Source organism: Paenibacillus sp. NPDC056722 (genome assembly GCF_042790635.1).
Taxonomy (GTDB): domain Bacteria; phylum Bacillota; class Bacilli; order Paenibacillales; family Paenibacillaceae; genus Paenibacillus_AQ; species Paenibacillus_AQ agri.
In genome coordinates this window covers 107,344-124,763 of record NZ_JBHTYV010000003.1, presented here as the reverse complement: position 1 = coordinate 124,763, position 17,420 = coordinate 107,344, and the positions used below count along the sequence as shown (strand labels likewise).

The 17,420-nt window shown below is 47.2% G+C and carries 16 protein-coding genes; 15 read left to right on the top strand and 1 reads right to left on the bottom strand.

Translation table 11 applies throughout. The annotated features are described in order from the left end of the window. Positions 1–64 precede the first annotated feature (64 nt). The 13 genes from ACFRAM_RS09130 to ACFRAM_RS09070 all read left to right on the top strand — a co-directional run bounded on the left by ACFRAM_RS09130 (position 65) and on the right by ACFRAM_RS09070 (position 13,278). The gene (locus tag ACFRAM_RS09130; protein WP_379465623.1) at positions 65–1,267 is read left to right on the top strand and encodes a D-alanyl-D-alanine carboxypeptidase family protein; all 1,203 of its coding nucleotides are present in this window, start codon (positions 65–67) and stop codon (positions 1,265–1,267) included. Between the two features lie 179 nt (positions 1,268–1,446). Beyond that, positions 1,447–1,800 (top strand): anti-sigma F factor antagonist, encoded by a 354-nt coding sequence (gene spoIIAA / locus ACFRAM_RS09125; RefSeq protein WP_175373785.1) that lies wholly within the window; start codon positions 1,447–1,449, stop codon positions 1,798–1,800. Then, positions 1,797–2,252, top strand: coding sequence for an anti-sigma F factor (gene spoIIAB, locus ACFRAM_RS09120; protein WP_175373784.1), 456 nt, complete (start codon positions 1,797–1,799; stop codon positions 2,250–2,252). Before spoIIAA ends, spoIIAB begins: the two co-directional genes overlap by 4 nt. 11 nt (positions 2,253–2,263) lie before the next feature. Beyond that, positions 2,264–3,019 (top strand): RNA polymerase sporulation sigma factor SigF, encoded by a 756-nt coding sequence (sigF, locus tag ACFRAM_RS09115; protein WP_066363542.1) that lies wholly within the window; start codon positions 2,264–2,266, stop codon positions 3,017–3,019. 649 nt (positions 3,020–3,668) lie between these two features. Continuing rightward, positions 3,669–4,232, top strand: coding sequence for a TetR/AcrR family transcriptional regulator C-terminal domain-containing protein (locus tag ACFRAM_RS09110; protein ID WP_379465622.1), 564 nt, complete (start codon positions 3,669–3,671; stop codon positions 4,230–4,232). A 302-nt stretch (positions 4,233–4,534) separates the two neighbouring features. Next, entirely contained in the window at positions 4,535–5,401 is an 867-nt protein-coding gene (locus ACFRAM_RS09105; protein WP_379465621.1) for a glycerophosphodiester phosphodiesterase family protein, read from the top strand. Next, complete coding sequence (locus tag ACFRAM_RS09100; protein WP_379465620.1) at positions 5,398–6,147, top strand: glycerophosphodiester phosphodiesterase; 750 nt, start codon at positions 5,398–5,400, stop codon at positions 6,145–6,147. Before ACFRAM_RS09105 ends, ACFRAM_RS09100 begins: the two co-directional genes overlap by 4 nt. A 50-nt stretch (positions 6,148–6,197) precedes the next feature. Next, entirely contained in the window at positions 6,198–7,262 is a 1,065-nt protein-coding gene (locus ACFRAM_RS09095) for an ABC transporter ATP-binding protein (protein ID WP_379465619.1), read from the top strand. Beyond that, positions 7,259–8,137 (top strand): carbohydrate ABC transporter permease, encoded by an 879-nt coding sequence (locus tag ACFRAM_RS09090; protein WP_175373778.1) that lies wholly within the window; start codon positions 7,259–7,261, stop codon positions 8,135–8,137. The genes ACFRAM_RS09095 and ACFRAM_RS09090 overlap by 4 nt, the downstream gene beginning before the upstream one ends. Positions 8,138–8,154: 17 nt before the next feature. Beyond that, on the top strand, positions 8,155–8,976 hold the full coding sequence (locus tag ACFRAM_RS09085) for a carbohydrate ABC transporter permease (RefSeq protein WP_379465618.1): 822 nt from the start codon (positions 8,155–8,157) through the stop codon (positions 8,974–8,976). 27 nt (positions 8,977–9,003) lie between these two features. Beyond that, the gene (locus ACFRAM_RS09080) at positions 9,004–10,329 is read left to right on the top strand and encodes an extracellular solute-binding protein (RefSeq protein ID WP_379465617.1); all 1,326 of its coding nucleotides are present in this window, start codon (positions 9,004–9,006) and stop codon (positions 10,327–10,329) included. Positions 10,330–10,537: 208 nt separating this feature from the next. Beyond that, on the top strand, positions 10,538–12,232 hold the full coding sequence (locus ACFRAM_RS09075) for an oleate hydratase (protein ID WP_379465616.1): 1,695 nt from the start codon (positions 10,538–10,540) through the stop codon (positions 12,230–12,232). Positions 12,233–12,735: 503 nt separating this feature from the next. Next, positions 12,736–13,278 (top strand): hypothetical protein, encoded by a 543-nt coding sequence (locus ACFRAM_RS09070; protein ID WP_379465615.1) that lies wholly within the window; start codon positions 12,736–12,738, stop codon positions 13,276–13,278. A 741-nt stretch (positions 13,279–14,019) separates the two neighbouring features. Here the strand turns inward: ACFRAM_RS09070 and ACFRAM_RS09065 are convergent. Continuing rightward, the gene (locus ACFRAM_RS09065) at positions 14,020–15,036 is read right to left on the bottom strand and encodes an ABC transporter substrate-binding protein (RefSeq protein ID WP_379465614.1); all 1,017 of its coding nucleotides are present in this window, start codon (positions 15,034–15,036) and stop codon (positions 14,020–14,022) included. A gap of 264 nt (positions 15,037–15,300) precedes the next feature. On the opposite strand from ACFRAM_RS09065, the gene ACFRAM_RS09060 reads away from it, so the two are divergent. Together ACFRAM_RS09060 and ACFRAM_RS09055 are read left to right on the top strand one after the other, a co-directional pair. Then, the gene (locus ACFRAM_RS09060) at positions 15,301–16,359 is read left to right on the top strand and encodes a FecCD family ABC transporter permease (protein WP_175373772.1); all 1,059 of its coding nucleotides are present in this window, start codon (positions 15,301–15,303) and stop codon (positions 16,357–16,359) included. A 62-nt stretch (positions 16,360–16,421) separates the two neighbouring features. After that, on the top strand, positions 16,422–17,396 hold the full coding sequence (locus ACFRAM_RS09055) for a FecCD family ABC transporter permease (protein WP_379465933.1): 975 nt from the start codon (positions 16,422–16,424) through the stop codon (positions 17,394–17,396). Positions 17,397–17,420 lie beyond the last annotated feature (24 nt).

Sequence of the window (17,420 nt, the reverse complement as noted above, 5' to 3'; positions counted from 1 at the left end):
CTTTCTGACGAAACTGGAACACAGTACCTGTGAAATGAAGGTTAACGTTCAGGAGGGGACTTTTGTGAGAAAACAACGTTGGACAGCTCTGCTGCTAGCATTCTGTATCAGTACCGCGGCCCTGGGTCCGGCCTCAGGTGTTTTTGCGGAGGAAAAAAGTAAGGCGAAGGGCAGCGCAGCTGCCGCTGTTGACCTGGCGCCAGGAGCGCGTTCCGCCATCCTGATGGATGCGGGTACCGGTACAGTGATCTATGAGAAGAACAGCCATGACAAGCTGCCACCGGCCAGCATCACCAAGATTATGACGATGCTGCTGACGGTAGAAGCGCTGGATGATGGCCGGCTGAAGCTTGATGACAAGGTTCGGACAAGTGAATACGCGGCGTCGATGGGTGGCTCGCAGATTTTTCTGGAGCCGGGTGAAGAAATGACGGTGGATGAGATGCTGAAAGGCATCGCTATGGCCTCCGGCAATGATGCTTCTGTGGCGATGGCGGAGAAGCTGGCCGGCTCGGAGAGTGCCTTTGTCGATATGATGAACAAGCGGGCGGAGGAACTGGGACTGAAGGATACCCATTTCGCCAACTGTAATGGACTTCCGGCGACTAATCATTATTCCTCAGCCCATGACATCGCCGTGATGAGCCGGGAACTGCTGAAGCATGAGCGGATTATTAAATATACCGGCTCCTATCAGGATTATCTGCGCAAGGATTCGTCTAAGCCGTTCTGGCTCGTGAACACGAACAAACTGGTCCGCTTCTACACCGGAGCAGACGGTCTGAAGACCGGCTACACCTCGGAGGCTAAATTCTGCCTGTCCGCTACAGCTGCTAGAGATGGGTTGCGTGCTGTGGCCGTTGTGCTAGGCGAGCCGAACACGAAGACCCGTAACAGCGAGGTGTCTGGCATGTTCGACTACCTGTTCTCGCAGTATAAACTGCATACGATCCACAAGGCTGGTGACACCATCGCTACGCTTAACATTGAGAAGGGCGAGAAGAAGACGTTGCCGATTACAGCTAAGGATGCCTACAGTGTTTTGCTGAAAAAAGGTGTCACTCAGGAGGGGATCCGTCACGAGTTGGTGCTGCCGGAGAGTATTAAAGCGCCTGTTGCTGAAGGACAGACTGTCGGTAAGCTGGTCGTATACCAAGGTACTAGTGTGATCAAGGAATATGAACTGAAGGCTGACGAGGCCGTGCCGAAGGCCGGCTGGTGGAAGCTGTTTAAGCGGACGGCAGGGTCGCTATTCACCGCGGATTAATTCCGTACATTTTGTAGATGCCCCCTATGTATTCTGTAGATTCATAGGGGTTTTCTTCTAGTTTTGTCGGGAGGCAGGATTCCTGATTTGCCGCGTAGAAAACCTTGTCCTGTGAAGAGTGAGTAAGTGAATCTGTTCATGGGCAGTTTTTCAAAGCAACGAAGAGGAGAGTGGCAAGCATGAATTCTAATGTGGAAATGGAGCATCACCGGGGTGTGCTGATTGTCCGTTTGTCAGGGGAGCTGGACCATCACGCCGCCGATTATGTACGGATGGATATGGATGAAGCGATTATGCGGGGCCAGGTCGAGCATCTGGTGCTGAGTCTCAAACATTTGCAGTTCATGGACAGCTCGGGCCTTGGCGTTATTCTGGGAAGGTACAAGCTGATTCGCGCTAAAGGTGGCAAAATGGCGGTATGCGATGCGACCGCACCCGTACAGCGGTTGCTTGAAATGTCGGGCCTGTTCAAGATTATGCCCTTATATGACGACGAGAGCGCTGCACTCTCGGATTTGGAGGTTGCGTTATGACTAATAGCCAAGCCGGTAACTTCATGCATGTGCAGTTCGCTGCGCTCTCGGAGAATGAGTCGTTCGCACGTGTGGTGGTGGCGGCTTTTGTCTCCCGGCTGGATCCAACGATGGATGAGCTGAATGACCTGAAGACCGTTGTGTCGGAGGCCGTCACCAATTGCATTATCCACGGGTATGACAGTGACCCCAGTGGTGTTGTCAGCATCTCGGCATCCATTGATAATGAGACCGTACGCTTGACCATTGAGGACAAGGGACGGGGGATTGAGGATCTGGAGCTGGCACAGCAGCCGCTATATACCTCCAAGCCGGAGCTGGAGCGGTCGGGAATGGGCTTTACCATTATGGAAAATTTCATGGATGAATTTGAAGTAACCAGTGAACCGGGGCGCGGTACCTCCATCACAATGAAGAAAACCATCGTCTCGAAAAAAGCTTTATACAATTAGGGGTTGGAGCCATGGATGCTGAAGCTAAAAAAGCTCCGCCGACCTATTTGGACGATGCGGAGGTCAAACGTCTTATCGCGCTTAGTCAGGCCGGGGATAACCTGGCCCGCGACACGCTCGTAAGCTGCAATATCCGCCTGGTCTGGTCGGTGGTGCAGCGGTTCATGAACCGCGGATATGAGCCTGACGATTTGTTCCAGATCGGTTGTATCGGACTCCTGAAGTCCGTTGATAAATTCGATCTCAGCTATGAGGTCAAATTCTCTACCTATGCCGTGCCGATGATTATCGGTGAGATTCAGCGCTTCTTACGCGACGACGGCACGCTGAAGGTCAGTCGTTCTCTCAAGGAGATGGCCAACAAGGTGCGCAAGATGAAGGATGAAATGTCCAAGACGTTGGACCGCTTGCCGACCATCGGCGAGGTGGCCGAAGCATTGGGTGTAACACCGGAAGAAATCGTGTTTGCCCAAGAGGCCAACAAGCCGCCGACTTCGATTCACGAGACTGTTTTCGAGAACGATGGTGATCCTATCACCCTGATTGACCAGATTGCCGACGAGACCCAGGAGCGTTGGTTCGATAAGCTGGCGCTCAGCGAGGCCATTGGAGCCTTGAGCGAGCGGGAGCGGCTGATCGTCTACCTGCGCTACTACCGGGATCAGACGCAATCCGAGGTCGCCAGTCGCCTTGGTATCTCTCAGGTTCAGGTTTCGAGGCTGGAGAAGAAGATCCTGGCGAATATCAGGGAGCAGATTGCCCAGTGAGCTATAAATGGGTAAAGTAGGAGTATGACGATAAAATGATTCAGATAACAAGGTGACTTCTGCATTTTTTTCAGAGGTCATCTTTTTTCATGAGCGATTTGCACTTTTTTTCACATTTCAACAGAATTATTTATAGCATCTTAAACTAATGTAGACTGAATCCCGTTTTTCCATACTGATCCTTTCAACCATTGAGCAAGAAAAGTTCACACTGGCGTAAGAATGAGCACTCCTTATTCATGCGAATTACTTACTCCTGTCCCTGTAAAAAACATTGGCTTATGCCCAAAAGCCGCACAGCGAAGGAACAAAAGGATGTTGTAGAATCGAGACGTTCGCCTTCATGTTTAAACGTTGATATGCGCCCAAAAGCCGGGCGAAGGGATGCTGTAGAAGCGGGCATTCGCCTTCATGTTTAAACGTTGGTTTACGCACAAAAGCTGCACAGCGGAGGGGCGAAGGGATGCTGAAGAAGCGAAAGCGTTCGCCTTTAAAGTCCGATTTCAACATTAACAAAATTCAATCACTGAAATCGGACTTTAACAGCGATCGTAAGCACCCTTCGCCCCGCAGCCTCTCCGCTGACGTATGACCAAGCACTTTTTTTATGTAGAGAACTAAACACCAACCCATTCCAAGGAGGTAACACATGTCTAATTCGCAAATTACGAAAAATGCCCTGGCTCGTTCGTTGAAAAAGCTGATGCTGACGAGACCTCTCCATAAGATTACAATCGGTCAGATAACCGATGATTGCGGTCTGACCCGGCATACCTTTTATAATCATTTTCACGATATATATGAGCTGCTCGGCTGGGTCTATCAGACTGAAATAATTGAGGGATTGGAGCAATACCGCAATTACGCCGGCTGGCAGCAGGGCTTCCGTAGCGTACTGCACTATACAGAGAAGAACAAAACCATCTGCCTTAATACCTTTCATTCACTCGGCCGCGAACATCTGGAGAAGTTTCTGTACGATGTCATCTACGGTGTAGCTAGTGAAGTCGTTGAAGAGCTGGCGAGGGATCATACGACAAGTTCGCAGGCCAAGGAGGAGATCGCTGACTTCTATACACTTGCTGTTTTGGAGCAAATAATCCAATGGTTGAAGGCTGGAGCTAACACTGACCCGGATGTAATTGTGCATAAAGTCAGCAGAATAATGGGAGGTTGTATAGAGCGAAGCCTAGCTCAGTATCAGAATCTATAGCTTACATATGGAGTGAATGATCAATCCAATGTAAAATGAAAGATCGGTCTTTTTCACGAAATTAAGACAATTTTTCTGCATTATTCCACTATTTGAAGCGAGAATCCGCATTCATATGAAAATATGGACAATTTTAATAGTAAAAAATGTGGATATATTTAATGTTTTTTTAAATTACGAGAATAAATATTCTCTACTCTATAGAGGTGGACCATAACATTCACAGATTTGAAGGAGAGAAGACACTCGTATACGTAGTCCTTTGCATTGGATCAACAATAAAATGAAAAAGGAAGTTGGTTATGGAGCAGCTAAAAATATGGGCACACCGGGGAGCAAGCGCTTATGCTCCGGAGAATACAATGGAAGCCTTCAAGCTTGCCGTTAAGCAGCAGGCCGACGGACTGGATATCACTATTCATCGTACCAAGGATGGGGAGATTGTTGTTATCCATGATGATACCATCGACAGAACCTCCAATGGTACTGGCAAGGTTGCCAATTATACACTTGCAGAGCTGAAGGAATTCAACTTTAATGCCAGATTTGAGCAGGAGTATACCCGAGCTGAGATCCCCACTTTTTTAGAGGTTCTGCAATTTGTTAAAGAGAATAACCTTGCGCTGAACATTGAGGAGAACTTCATTTTTTCAGATAATGACCTTTCAGACATCAGTTTGGAAGCCGCAAGACTGGTGGCAGAACATGGTTTGACGAAGCAAGTTAGTTTCTCTTCCTTTGACCATGGCTCGATGGCCCAGTTAAAAGAAGCCTATCCGGACATCAGAACCGGGCTGTTGTTTCTTGAGGAATTGCATCGCGGTGAAGCTTATGCCAAAACAGTAAATGCTGATGCGCTCCATGTGTTTTTTATAAATATCGGTCATGAAAACATTAATCAGATGCATGAGGCAGGCGTGAAGGTGCATGCTTGGACCGTTAACGATGTTCCCTATATCAAGTCCATGCTCGATGCCGGGGTTGATGTTGCCATTACGGATTGCCCTGATGTTTGTTCTGATCTTAGAAGCCTGGATAAGGCCGCCCGTGATGGGCTAGACGAAGAGAAGTTCAAAGCTGGCTATGGAAAAGTAAAATCCTATTCTTTTTTAGAGAGTTTATATGACAAGATGGCGAAGAACGAAGGACAGGAGGGCCAGGAATTATGAGCAGCCTCAAAGTATTGGCACACCGGGGAGCAAGTGCATATGCTCCGGAAAACACGATGGAGGCCTTCAAGCTGGCCATTGAACAGAGAGCGGACGGTTTTGAAATAGATATCCACATTACGAAGGACGGGGAAATCGTGGTCATCCATGATGATACCATCGACAGAACCTCGAACGGCAAGGGAAATGTTACCGATTTTACGCTGACCGAACTGAAGCAATACAATTACAACGCCCGTTTTGAAGATAAATATCCCACTGCAGAGATTCCAACATTGCGGCAGGTGCTGGAGCTAGTTAAGGAACATCGTTTGTACCTGAACATCGAGGTCAAGGATATTATGGTCCAATCGCAAAAATATGATGGCCTTAACGTAGCAGCAGCTGAATTGGTAAAAGCCTATGATCTGGTAGATCAGGTGATCTTCTCCTCATTCAATCATAAATCGATGTTTGAGCTGAAGCAGGCTTGCCCGGAAATCAAAACAGCCCTGCTGCATTTTTCCAAATTTTATAGAGGCGAGCAATACGCCAAGACCGTCCAAGCCGATGCGTTGCATCCATTGTTTATCTGTGTGGACGCTAATGTGGTGGATCAGGCACATCAGGCCGGTGTTCAAGTCAATGCTTGGACTGTAAATCAGGTCTCGGTCATGAGACAAATGATCGATGCAGGTGTGGACGCGATTATCACAGACTATCCTGATATCTGCGCCAATCTAGTTAAACCATCTGGGCTAGCTTAATTATTGTAGCGGCCCGCACAACTATCGACAGCTAGGCGGAGGTATGGGAAATGAGCAGTATTGTAATGGAACGCGTGGAGAAGAAATACGGAGACAAATCTATTATTGATAACCTCAACTTAAGTATCGAAAGCGGCAGCTTTACGGTCCTGGTAGGTCCTTCCGGCTGTGGGAAATCCACAACCCTGCGCATGATTGCCGGCCTGGAGAATAACACCGGAGGCTCAATCATCATTGGCGGCAAGAACATGAACGGTGTGGAGCCGGGCAAACGGAATCTGGCGATGGTGTTCCAGAATTATGCCCTTTACCCGACAATGACCGTTGAACAGAACATCGAGTATGGATTAAAGAATAACAAGGTGCCTAAGGATGAGCGGATGCAGCTGATAAAAGATATTGCCAATACGGTTGGCTTAACCAAGCATCTGCATAAGCGGCCGGAATTTCTCTCCGGTGGGGAGAGACAACGCCTGGCACTGGCCAGAGCGATGGTTAAAAAACCGGCGATTTTCCTTATGGACGAGCCGCTCTCCAATTTGGATGCCAAGCTTAGAGGGCAAATGCGTTCCGAACTGATCGAGCTGCATCAAAGACTAGGCGCAACGTTCGTGTATGTTACTCATGATCAGGTTGAAGCCATGAGCATGGGCACCAAAATTGTGTTAATGGATGGCGGAAAAATAATGCAGGAGGATACGCCTCGTGGCATTTATCATGATCCGCAAAATATTTTCACCAGTAAATTTATCGGTACACCTGCTATGAACGTTCTTGAGCTGGAGCAATGTGATGATGCCAAACTGCAGGCTCTTGCACCTGCGGAAGCTAAATATGTAGGGTTTAGACCGGAGAAGGTTAAGTTCACTATTGAGGATGAAAAAGCAGGGGGCAGATCGCAATGTATTTCTTTTGACGGCATGCTGACTACACGGGAAATCTTGGGCTCCGAGATAATATACAAGGCTGAGCTCGGTAGTAACTCTAGTATTGCTATCAAATGCTTTGACAGTCAGGAACGTCCGCTTGAACATGTAACGGTATATGTGGAAGAGTCCAGTCTAGTTTTCTTTGACGGGAACGAACAGAGAATCTACGGGGCGAAGAGAGTATGAAGCAAGACAATAACACGCTGCGAATCCTCCCTTATGTGATGGTCGCTCCAGCAGTGCTGATTCTGGTGGCATTCTACATTTATCCGATTGGCTACAATATATATTTGAGCTTCTTTTCCTGGAATATGCGCGGGCCTATGAAATTTATCGGCTTGAAGAACTACAAAGAGCTTTTCTCCAGCAGTGATTTTGCCCATACGTTAATGAACACTATAGGGTACATGGTGATGGAAGTAAGCATGGTTCTCATTCTAGGTTTATTGATGGCGCTATTTTTGCAGAAAAACACGTTCATTAACCGTTTTATCCAGACAATCAGCTTTACACCTAATATTATTTCACTAGTATCGGTATCGTTGATCTGGATGTGGCTCATGAATACGGACAAGGGATTGTTCAACTATATCCTTTCTCTCTTTGGAGCGGATCCGGTTGGCTGGTTGACAGACAAGAACGTGGCTCTATTCTCTGTCGTACTGGTCTCGGTATGGAAATCACTCGGCTTCAATGTCCTGATCATACTCTCGGCACTGGGGGCAATTCCTCCCTATTTATACGAAGCTGCGGCTTTGGATAATGCCAGCCGGCGTTCTGTATTTTTTCAAATTACGCTGAAAATGATCTCGCCTACGTTGTTCTTCTTAATTCTGATGAACATTATTGGCTCGTTTCAAGCCTTTGAGACGATCAGTGTCATGACGAATGGCGGGCCGTCCAATTCAACCAATACTCTGATCTACAGTATTTATAAGCAAGGCTTTGAGTATTACCGGGTAGGGTATGCGTCTGCGATGGCTGTCGTACTGATGCTGATCGTCGGGCTCATCACGATCCTCTACTTTAAAGTATTGAATAAACGTGTGCACTACAGATAAGGGGGAGAAGGAAACAGATGTGGCTGAGACTCCCTAAAGTAACTATTAGACTGCTGCTGTCTGTGTTATTGATTATCATCTTTTTGGCCCCGTTCTATTGGATGCTGCTGACCGCATTCAAGACACTTGATGAGGTAGTCGCAGTCCCTCCGAAGTTCTGGGTGGATAAGCTGCAATGGGTCAATTTCAAAGATGCGTTTACCCGGATTAATTTTCTTCATTATACGAAGAACTCTATTATTATCACTCTGGGTACCCTTGTTGGCCTAATGTTGGTCGTTGTGCCAGCCGCGTATGCTTTTGCCAGATATCAATTCAAAGGCAAGTCGTTACTGTTCGGTCTCGTGCTTGCGACGATGATGGTTCCCGGACAGCTCATTTTCCTGCCTGTGTTCGTAATGTTTGCCAACGTGGGGCTATTGAACACCTATGTGTCCCTAATTGTACCTTTTATCGCGAGCGGGATGGCTATATTCATGCTCCGGCAGACCTTTATGCAGGTTCCCGATTCTATTCTGGAGGCTGCAAGGCTGGATAACTCCAGTGAATGGAAAATCATTCGCACAATTATGCTGCCGATGGCGGTTCCAACGCTATCTACACTCGCTCTGCTTACGTTTATCGGGACGTGGAACAGTTACTTCTTCCCGCTGGTATGGACAACTACCGACGCAGTACGTACTTTGCCGCTAGGGGTTAAGAAGCTTCAGGATTCAGAGGGGTTAAACCCGCATATCGTTATGGCCGGTAACATGATGCTAATCCTACCCATTCTGATTGTCTTTATGTTTGCGAGAAAACACATTATCAAAGCATTCACGTACAGTGGTGTGAAGTAAATCTAACAACATGACCTGGAGGAAGCTATGACAAACCAATGGAATCACATGAAGAAGAAGTTCGCTGTAGTCTTAACGGCAGTCGTAGGAACAACTGTAATTCTTAGCGGGTGTGGGCAAGCCGGTGCAAACGAGAGTGCGGTAAAGTACACTAAAGGCGACAAGGCCGTCGAACTTAAGTTTTGGACGTCGGCTATGGAACAAGTCAACAAAGACCTGGTGGATCAGTTCAATAAGACCAAGGGTGTTGAGCTGAACATTCATGTGAGCGCGGAGTATCAAGGCGATTATTCGGAGATTCAGCAAAAAGTTAACGCAGCGGCGATTGCCAACACGCTTCCGAATGCTTTCATTGGTGAAGTATCCCAGACCAAAGGTTTTGCGGACAGCAATACGATTGTGGATCTGGAGCCTTTTATGAAGGTGAACGATTTCAATAGGGACGATTTCAAGATCGGTGATCTCGATAACCTTTATGTAGACAAGGATATGTATGCCTTCCCGCATATGCGGAGTCTGCCAGTGATGTATGTGAACAAGACTTTGGCTAAAAAAGTAGGCTTGAATGAAAATGGTCCAGCCACATTTGACGAGTTGGAGTCTTATATGGAGACTGCCTATAAAGCAACAGGCAAAACTCCGATGTACCTGCTTAATAATGACCTCTGGATTCTGGAGGCGCTACTGTCTTCTTACTCTAATACGAATATGCTAAATGATGAGGAAACGGCTACGAATATTAATAGTAAGGGTGCAGTAGAACTGATTTCATTTCTGCGTGATGGGGTGTCCAAGGGCCTGATTAAAGTATTTAATCCAACACAGTTGAACGATTTTGTCGGGGCTGTGTCCGATCCTGATACCCTGCTTACATTCTCCAGTATTGGCGGCTATAAAATCTTCCTGGGTCTGGCTGCCAAAAGTAAATATGAGCTTGGGGTAGCCATGATTCCTGAAGGCAAGGGAGGAACCCGTGGCGTACCAGTAGGTGGTTCAAACGTCTATATGTCCAACACAGGTACGGAAGAGGAGAAAGCGGCCACCTTTGAATTCATGGAATGGCTGTCCGACACAGAACAGGCTGCTTATGCTTCAGCTAACACCGGATATTTACCAACAAGGCTCTCTTCATTGGACACAGATCTTATGAAAAAGACAATGGCTGAATTCCCGGGCTATAAGGTCGCGGTAGATGAACTGAAGTTCAGTAAAAAGAGACCGACGACCGGGGTTTATCACGAGGTTGAGACACTGGTAGTGTCCCGCTTAGGTGATATTCTTACAGATAATAAAGATGTTCAGCAAGGCTTAGATGCTTTGGCGAAGGATGTAAATGCCATTCTGACCAGATAAGCAGCAGAGGCACCTCATTTCCGGAACGTTACCCGGGATGAGGTGCTTTTGTATGTCATAGACTCTTCATAATGAACACAAAAGAGAGTGATTGTGTAATCTCTGTACAGATGGCGGAAGCTGTCCATAGGCTTCTTTTCGCGGTGGAGGTATAGTGAGGGCAGCTCAAGAGTAACCTTACTACTTCAACCTCGAAAGGAAGATGAACATGGGAACTTATCAACGGATTCACCCTGTAATGCCAGAAGGTATTGCTTCACGAAAAGCTTACTTGGTCGGTGGAGGGATTGGCTCGCTATCGGCAGCGGCTTTCCTGATCCGCGACGGGCATATGCCCGGCAAGAACATTCACATTCTGGAGGAATCGCCAGTGTACGGCGGCTCTATGGACGGAGCAGGCAACGCTAAAGATGGTTACAGCGCGCGCGGCGGACGGGAGATTGAGGAGCATTTCGAATGTTTTATGGAGCTGTATGGCTTCATTCCATCCCTGAAAAATCCCGACCGCAGTGTGCTGGACGAATTCCGTGAATTCAATCTGGCCGAGCCGGTAGAGTCGCATTGCCGTCTGGTGGAGAATGCCGGACAGAAGGCCGATTTCTCCACACTGGGTCTCTCTACTGCCGATTCGTTGCAGCTTGGCAAGCTGACCATGTTGACCGAGGAGCGGCTGGGGGCGACCACGATTGAAGAATTCTTTGATCCGGGCTTTCTGGAGACAAATTTCTGGTACTTCTGGCGTTCAATGTTTGCCTTTGAGAACTGGCACAGCGTAGTTGAAGTGAAGCGGTACATGGAGCGTTTCATGCACCTTATTAGCGGGATGAACCAACTCAAAGGCATCCTGCATACGGAATACAACCAATACGATTCGCTGATTCTGCCGTTGATCAAATGGCTGGAAGGGAAAGGCGTCAACTTCGATAAAGGTCATCAGGTGGTGGATCTCGACCTGGACCTTTCCAGTGGGGAGAAGACCGTAACGGGGATTCATGTACTTGTGGGCGGCGCATCGAAGCTGATCAAAGTCTCGCGCAGCGATCTGGTGCTGGTCACCAACGGCTCCATGACTGAAAATTCAACGTTAGGCGATTTCAATCATCCGGCGATCCTCAACCGTTCCGTGTCCGAACGGGGCTGTTGGAGTCTATGGGAGAAAATGGCCGCGAAGTCCCCAGACTTCGGCCGTCCTGAAGTCTTCTGCGGCGACATCGACAAAACGAAATGGCTGTCCTTCACCATCACCCTTACCGATGACGACATTTTGTTCCCGCACTTGCTGGAATGGACTGGCGACAAACCGGGCATGGGTGGCGTAGTCACAATTAAGGATTCCAGCTGGCTCATGTCCTGGACTGCACCAACTCAGCCGCACTTTATCAACCAGCCTGAGAACGTCAAGGTATTATGGGCATATGGCCTGTTCCCGGATGCAGAGGGCGATTACATTAAGAAGAAAATGTCCGACTGTACCGGACGCGAGCTGTTCGAGGAACTGCTGCATCACATGGGACTGGGAAATCGCATTCCAGAAATTCTGGACCACACGACTAACGTCATTCCGTGCATGATGCCATACATCACTTCACAGTTCATGCCACGCGTCATGGGCGACCGTCCGCAGGTTATCCCGCAAGGCAGCACCAACCTGGCCTTCCTCGGCCAGTTCGCCGAAGTGCCGGACGATTGCGTCTTCACCGTCGAATACTCTGTCCGCACGGCTATGATGGCGGTGTACGGGCTGTTGAAGCTCGAAAAAGAAGTGATTCCTGTGCATCCAAGTAAGTACGACGTTCGTGTGCTGTTGACCGCAGTCCGTACTTGCCTCGGCAACAAGCCGTTGCCGCTGGATAAGACGCTGGGGCAGATCTTGAGTGGGACTGTGATTGGGAAGTTGTTGTAAGATCTGAAAGGCGTGTAGAAAGTGTAAAAGACAGTTCTTCTTTATAGAAGGACTGTCTTTTTTCTTATCAGAATCAACAGTTGATCTGAATTATCCGATAATTATACTTAAAGGGTATTTTTTCATTAATGAGATATTTTTCCAATTTTATATTTTCAGATTAATTACAAGGGGGAGGAGTTTTGAAAGGAAGAGTAAAGATTATATCTATAATACAAGTTCTCGTTGTGGTTGTTATACACGTTCTGGCGATCTCCTTGCTATATTCCGAGTCAGAAGAATGGGGCAGCGGGAAAGTACAGCCATATATTCTAGTCTATTCGATTCTAATAATTCTCACATACATAAGCTGTAAGATGTCATTAAAAGCGGGGGAATTCATACCTAATATTCTTTGGTTTGTTTTTAGTGTTGCCCCTAGTCTAAAGTATTTAAATTATTTAAAAGGACTCTCCAATTGGCATTTTAAATGAAGAGATGTAATTGAGCATGGAGGAAAGAAAATGATTTATTTAACTGATTGTTATGCTAAACAAACATGGTACTTTGAAGTAGATGCAGAGGGAAACGCATTCAGACAGGTTTTAATCGAAGAGGGGCAAGAAAGTAAGATTTCTAATCTGAAGAAGTTTAATTTTTTCTTATCAGATCAGGAGTTGTCTTTAGATGATCCAGATTTGAAAAGAATCCCTAAGGAAGAGTTCGAAAAAGTATGGAATGACATTAATATCAATCAATTGGAAACATGGCTTGAGCTGAAAGAGCTGCTCCCCCTTGGAACCAAAGTAGAAGGCTATATTGAAGTTTTTTATCCGCAAGGGGTGATGGTGAGCATCCCAAGTCATGAGGCATTGGGAGTAGCTGATTATGATGAATGTGCCAAAAACTCACAAAAAGCTAATATGCATACGGACTTAATAGTTAGGGCAGAGATCATAGGATATGATGAAGTAAACTATTGGTTTATCTTGGGGAATCCAGAAGTTTTAGATCGTCGTTACTCCGCGAATTTAACAATGGAAGGTATCAAAAAGTTGATGCGGTAGAGTAGGTTTCTATTTTAAACGTAGTGCATGAAGCTTAGAAATTACAAATAGAATAGAATCGTACCTGCGCCCGGAGGCCGGATGGCTTTTGTTTGCGCATCACTTGCTCAAACAGATGCGCGTAGAAGGAAAAAAGGAAATGGCGGGTTCAGAAATCTTCCTGAGCACTGCCATTTCCTATTTTTTTGTATGATTTTTCCGACAGGTAGGCTTCGCACCAAGGAGTATACCTAGTTTAGAACTGCCCATTCGCACTGGACGCGGTTGCTCCAACTTTCTGTAATAAACCTCTATATAGATCGTATGAAAATAACCAGAAAGCCAAGAGAAAAGAGGGCTTATCATAAGAGTCTTGAGTGTGATTAACGGCATTTTTGTACCTTAAATCTTCTAAAACTAGGGGCGATCGTAAAAATAAGTGCAATATTGTATCTTAAATCTTCCAGAATCCTTGGTTAGCATACTTTTTCGAAAAATAAGATACAAAAATGCGCTTATTTTCCTTATTTATCTGCATTAAAGAAAAATAAGGTACAAAAATGCGCTTAGTTGGGGAGGCGACCCTATTTTTCATTGTTAGGGCGATTAGTAAGGGGAATGTACCGCTTCTAGCGGATGAAATCTGTCGACAGCCTATGCGCCCGGGTACGAGTGGAAGCTTTCCTATGGAAGACATCCAGGCAAGCACATCGCGCGACAGTTCAAAAACCCCCTTTCCTTCATAAGCACCATTCCACTCAGTTACTTCTTGTTCTCCACATTCCGTGCAACGATCATATCCACAAACAGATCGATTTGCGAGGTGATGGCGATAGGGTCATAGCGGTAGTAGGTATCGAAATCATTGTAGAACAAGTGATTGTTCTTAGTAGCCGGAAGTCCCTTCCACACTGGGGAATCTTTCAGCTCCTTAAGCTTGTCGCCTTTTTTCTCAGGATCATAGGTGGTCAGGAACATATAATCTGCAGCGTACTCCGGCAGTAATTCCATGGAGAGCTGAAGTGTCTGGTTATCATTTTTGTTCTTCTCAGGCATCTTCAGCTTGAGGGCATTGTAGAGGACTTGTCCGCCACGGCCAGCATTGTCTCCGAAGATCCAGAGCTCACCTTTGTCAGTCAACTCATAGATTCCGAAGGTGTCATCTTCTTTGACGATGCCTTTTAGTTTCTCGCGGCCTTCGGCTGCTTTTTTGTCAAAGTCGGCTAGGAAAGCTTCCGCTTTGTCAGGTGCGCCAACGATGTCGCCGAACAGTTTGACGGTCTCATAGATGTTAGTGGCGGTTCCGTAAGGTATATATATTGTCGGAGCGATTTTGGACAATGCGTCATAGTTGCCGTCGTACATAACAACGATAAGGTCAGGAGCAAGCTCCAGGGTTTTCTCCACGTTGATAGGATAACCAACGTCTTTGGTGTTTTTGAGCAGATCGGTCAGGAATGGATTCTCAAAAGCACTAGGTTCAACGCCAACAACATTGGCTCCTACCGATAGCAGTTCACCCCCGTAGAAGTCGGTCACGATACGCTTCGGCTTCGCAGGAATTTTAACAGTTCCCTTAGGAGTCTCGTAATCGCGGAATTCAGCTGCCGGAGTATCGGTAGCGGCCGGTTGTTCTGATGCCGCTGGTGCTGAAGCTTCCGCAGTCGCAGCCGGAGCAGGGCTCGAAGCAGTATTACTGGTTCCTCCGCAAGCCGTCAAAATGATCGTGAACAGCATCATCAGTACGGCGGCTGACAGTAGGGATTTTCTCTTTAACATGATGGACCTCCCAGTATAAATAGTGGATACAAATTAGACAATGATAATCATTATCATTTGAATATCAATTTAGAATCTACCAAATTACTTGTGAACCTGTCAACGAAATTGACTTGATTTCAGAAAAAGGGATGGAGAAATGTACGCTCATGCAGAAAAGATAAATAATAAGATCACAATTATCCATTGCCAAAAGGAAGAGATTTCATTTACAATACAAAGATGATAATGAGAATCAATTTCATACGAAAACGGGTGACATGCATGAGTTTACAGGCAACAGGTAGAATAGAGGCCACTAACGAGGCGGAAAAGCAAAAAATCCGTTCACGTCCATGGGCAGCAACGCTGATATTGATTGGCGGATTGATCGCGCTGGCGCTGGGGATCGCGATATCGGTTTCATTTGGTGCGGCAGACATCAAGCTTTCCGTGGTATGGCAAGCTATCTTCCATTTTAATCCGAACCTGACGGATCATCAGATTATTCAGGATTTACGTCTGCCACGGGTGCTTGGCGGTGCCATGGTTGGTGCGAGCTTTGCAGTGGCAGGGGCTGTTATGCAGGGGATGACCCGAAATCCGCTCGCGGATTCAGGGTTGATGGGGATAAATGCTGGAGCCGGTTTTGCGTTGGCACTATGTTTTGCCTTTTTCCCGGGTCTTTCGTTTATGTATTTGATTATGTATGCCTTTATCGGAGCCGGAATGGGCGCCGCTGCCGTATATGGGGTCGGATCACTGGGTAAAGGTGGATTAACACCTTCACGTCTCGTTCTTGCCGGTGCTGCATTCAGCTTGCTGCTGCAGGCACTCAGCGAAGGTATAGCTCTATATTTTCGTATTGGACAAGACTTGGCCTTCTGGTATGCAGGCGGTGTAGCGGGAACAAAGTGGCTGCAACTCAAAATCATGTTCCCTTGGGTTGGCGCTGCCATTCTTGGGGCGATTATTTTGTCCCGCTCAATTACGATGCTCAGCTTGGGTGAGGATATCGCCAGAGGTCTTGGGCAGCGAACGGGTCTTGTTAAATTGGCAGGTGTCATCATTGTGCTGATCTTGGCCGGCTCCTCGGTTGCTGTGGTCGGTACGGTGGGTTTCATCGGACTGATTATTCCGCATTTAACCCGGTATTTGGTTGGCGTGGATTACCGCTGGATTATTCCATGCTCGGCAATTCTAGGCAGTTTGCTAACGGTTTTTGCCGATCTTACCGCACGAATGATCAATCCGCCGCATGAGACGCCGATTGGCGCGATCATTGCTCTGATTGGTGTGCCGTTCTTCCTCTATCTGGCGCGTAAAGAAAGGAGGGAACTGTAGTGATGGAGAAATCCGTATTCTCATCTTTTGATCAAATCAGACATCGACGTGGACTCTTTGTCATGACTGTTTTGTCTATTCTCATTGTGATTGTCTTTATAATCAGTGTTAACACTGGATACATACGCTTGAGTCCTATGGATCTGCTGCGGACGATGTTCGGACAAGGTACAGACAAGCAAAGCCTGATCTTATTTGATTTCCGGCTGCCGCGTATTGTCATCTCCCTGTTGATTGGAGCTTCACTGGCTGTATGTGGTGCAGTTATGCAGGGGATTTCACGTAATGCACTGGCGGACTCCGGTATTCTCGGTATAAATGCGGGAGCAGGACTGATGGTTATGCTGCTGATTTCCTTTTATCCGACTACCGCAGCTGCCCCGGTATTTCTGTTGCCTGTTGTGGCTTTTGTCGGCGCAAGTTTAACTGCGGCCTTGATTTATGCCCTTGCTTACAAGCGCCATCAAGGTTTGTCACCTACGCGTTTGCTGTTAACAGGGGTTGCAGTTGCCGCAGGAATGAGCGCAGCGATGATTGTACTTACGCTTCGTCTTAACCCGGACAAATATCAGTTTGTCGCAACCTGGCTTGCCGGCAGTATTTGGGGAACAAGCTGGAAGTTTGTACTTTCCCTGCTGCCATGGGTACTGATCTTGCTTCCTTACGTATTCTACAAGTCGCGGGTCATGAATGTTCTTAATCTGGGGGAACAGACAGCAACTGGCCTTGGGGCGCCTGTCAATAAGGAACAGTTCCGTCTTTTGGCTGCTGCAGTCGGCCTTGCTGGAGCCAGTGTGGCTGTGAGCGGGGGGATCGGTTTTGTCGGTCTGGTGGCTCCCCATCTGGCTAGACGTCTAGTTGGTCCGAAGCACCAGTATATGCTGCCAACCTCAGCCCTACTGGGGGCGCTGCTCGTCATTACAGCCGATACGATTGGCCGCTGGATTTTGCAGCCCTCGGAAATTCCAACGGGTATTGTGGTTGCCGTTATTGGCGCCCCGTACTTCCTGTATTTGCTGGGACGCAAAAATTCCTAGAGGGGCTTAAGCCTCACAGTTGCT

What these genes read in the sequence shown, in the direction of transcription:
- spoIIAA (WP_175373785.1), top strand. Translation starts at nt 1,447, where the DNA reads ATGAATTCTAATGTGGAAATGGAGCATCACCGGGGTGTGCTGATTGTC.
- spoIIAB (WP_175373784.1), top strand. Translation starts at nt 1,797, where the DNA reads ATGACTAATAGCCAAGCCGGTAACTTCATGCATGTGCAGTTCGCTGCG.
- sigF (WP_066363542.1), top strand. Translation starts at nt 2,264, where the DNA reads ATGGATGCTGAAGCTAAAAAAGCTCCGCCGACCTATTTGGACGATGCG.
- ACFRAM_RS09110 (WP_379465622.1), top strand. Translation starts at nt 3,669, where the DNA reads ATGTCTAATTCGCAAATTACGAAAAATGCCCTGGCTCGTTCGTTGAAA.
- ACFRAM_RS09105 (WP_379465621.1), top strand. Translation starts at nt 4,535, where the DNA reads ATGGAGCAGCTAAAAATATGGGCACACCGGGGAGCAAGCGCTTATGCT.
- ACFRAM_RS09100 (WP_379465620.1), top strand. Translation starts at nt 5,398, where the DNA reads ATGAGCAGCCTCAAAGTATTGGCACACCGGGGAGCAAGTGCATATGCT.
- ACFRAM_RS09095 (WP_379465619.1), top strand. Translation starts at nt 6,198, where the DNA reads ATGAGCAGTATTGTAATGGAACGCGTGGAGAAGAAATACGGAGACAAA.
- ACFRAM_RS09090 (WP_175373778.1), top strand. Translation starts at nt 7,259, where the DNA reads ATGAAGCAAGACAATAACACGCTGCGAATCCTCCCTTATGTGATGGTC.
- ACFRAM_RS09085 (WP_379465618.1), top strand. Translation starts at nt 8,155, where the DNA reads ATGTGGCTGAGACTCCCTAAAGTAACTATTAGACTGCTGCTGTCTGTG.
- ACFRAM_RS09080 (WP_379465617.1), top strand. Translation starts at nt 9,004, where the DNA reads ATGACAAACCAATGGAATCACATGAAGAAGAAGTTCGCTGTAGTCTTA.
- ACFRAM_RS09075 (WP_379465616.1), top strand. Translation starts at nt 10,538, where the DNA reads ATGGGAACTTATCAACGGATTCACCCTGTAATGCCAGAAGGTATTGCT.
- ACFRAM_RS09070 (WP_379465615.1), top strand. Translation starts at nt 12,736, where the DNA reads ATGATTTATTTAACTGATTGTTATGCTAAACAAACATGGTACTTTGAA.
- ACFRAM_RS09065 (WP_379465614.1), bottom strand. Translation starts at nt 15,036, where the DNA reads ATGTTAAAGAGAAAATCCCTACTGTCAGCCGCCGTACTGATGATGCTG.
- ACFRAM_RS09060 (WP_175373772.1), top strand. Translation starts at nt 15,301, where the DNA reads ATGAGTTTACAGGCAACAGGTAGAATAGAGGCCACTAACGAGGCGGAA.
- ACFRAM_RS09055 (WP_379465933.1), top strand. Translation starts at nt 16,422, where the DNA reads ATGACTGTTTTGTCTATTCTCATTGTGATTGTCTTTATAATCAGTGTT.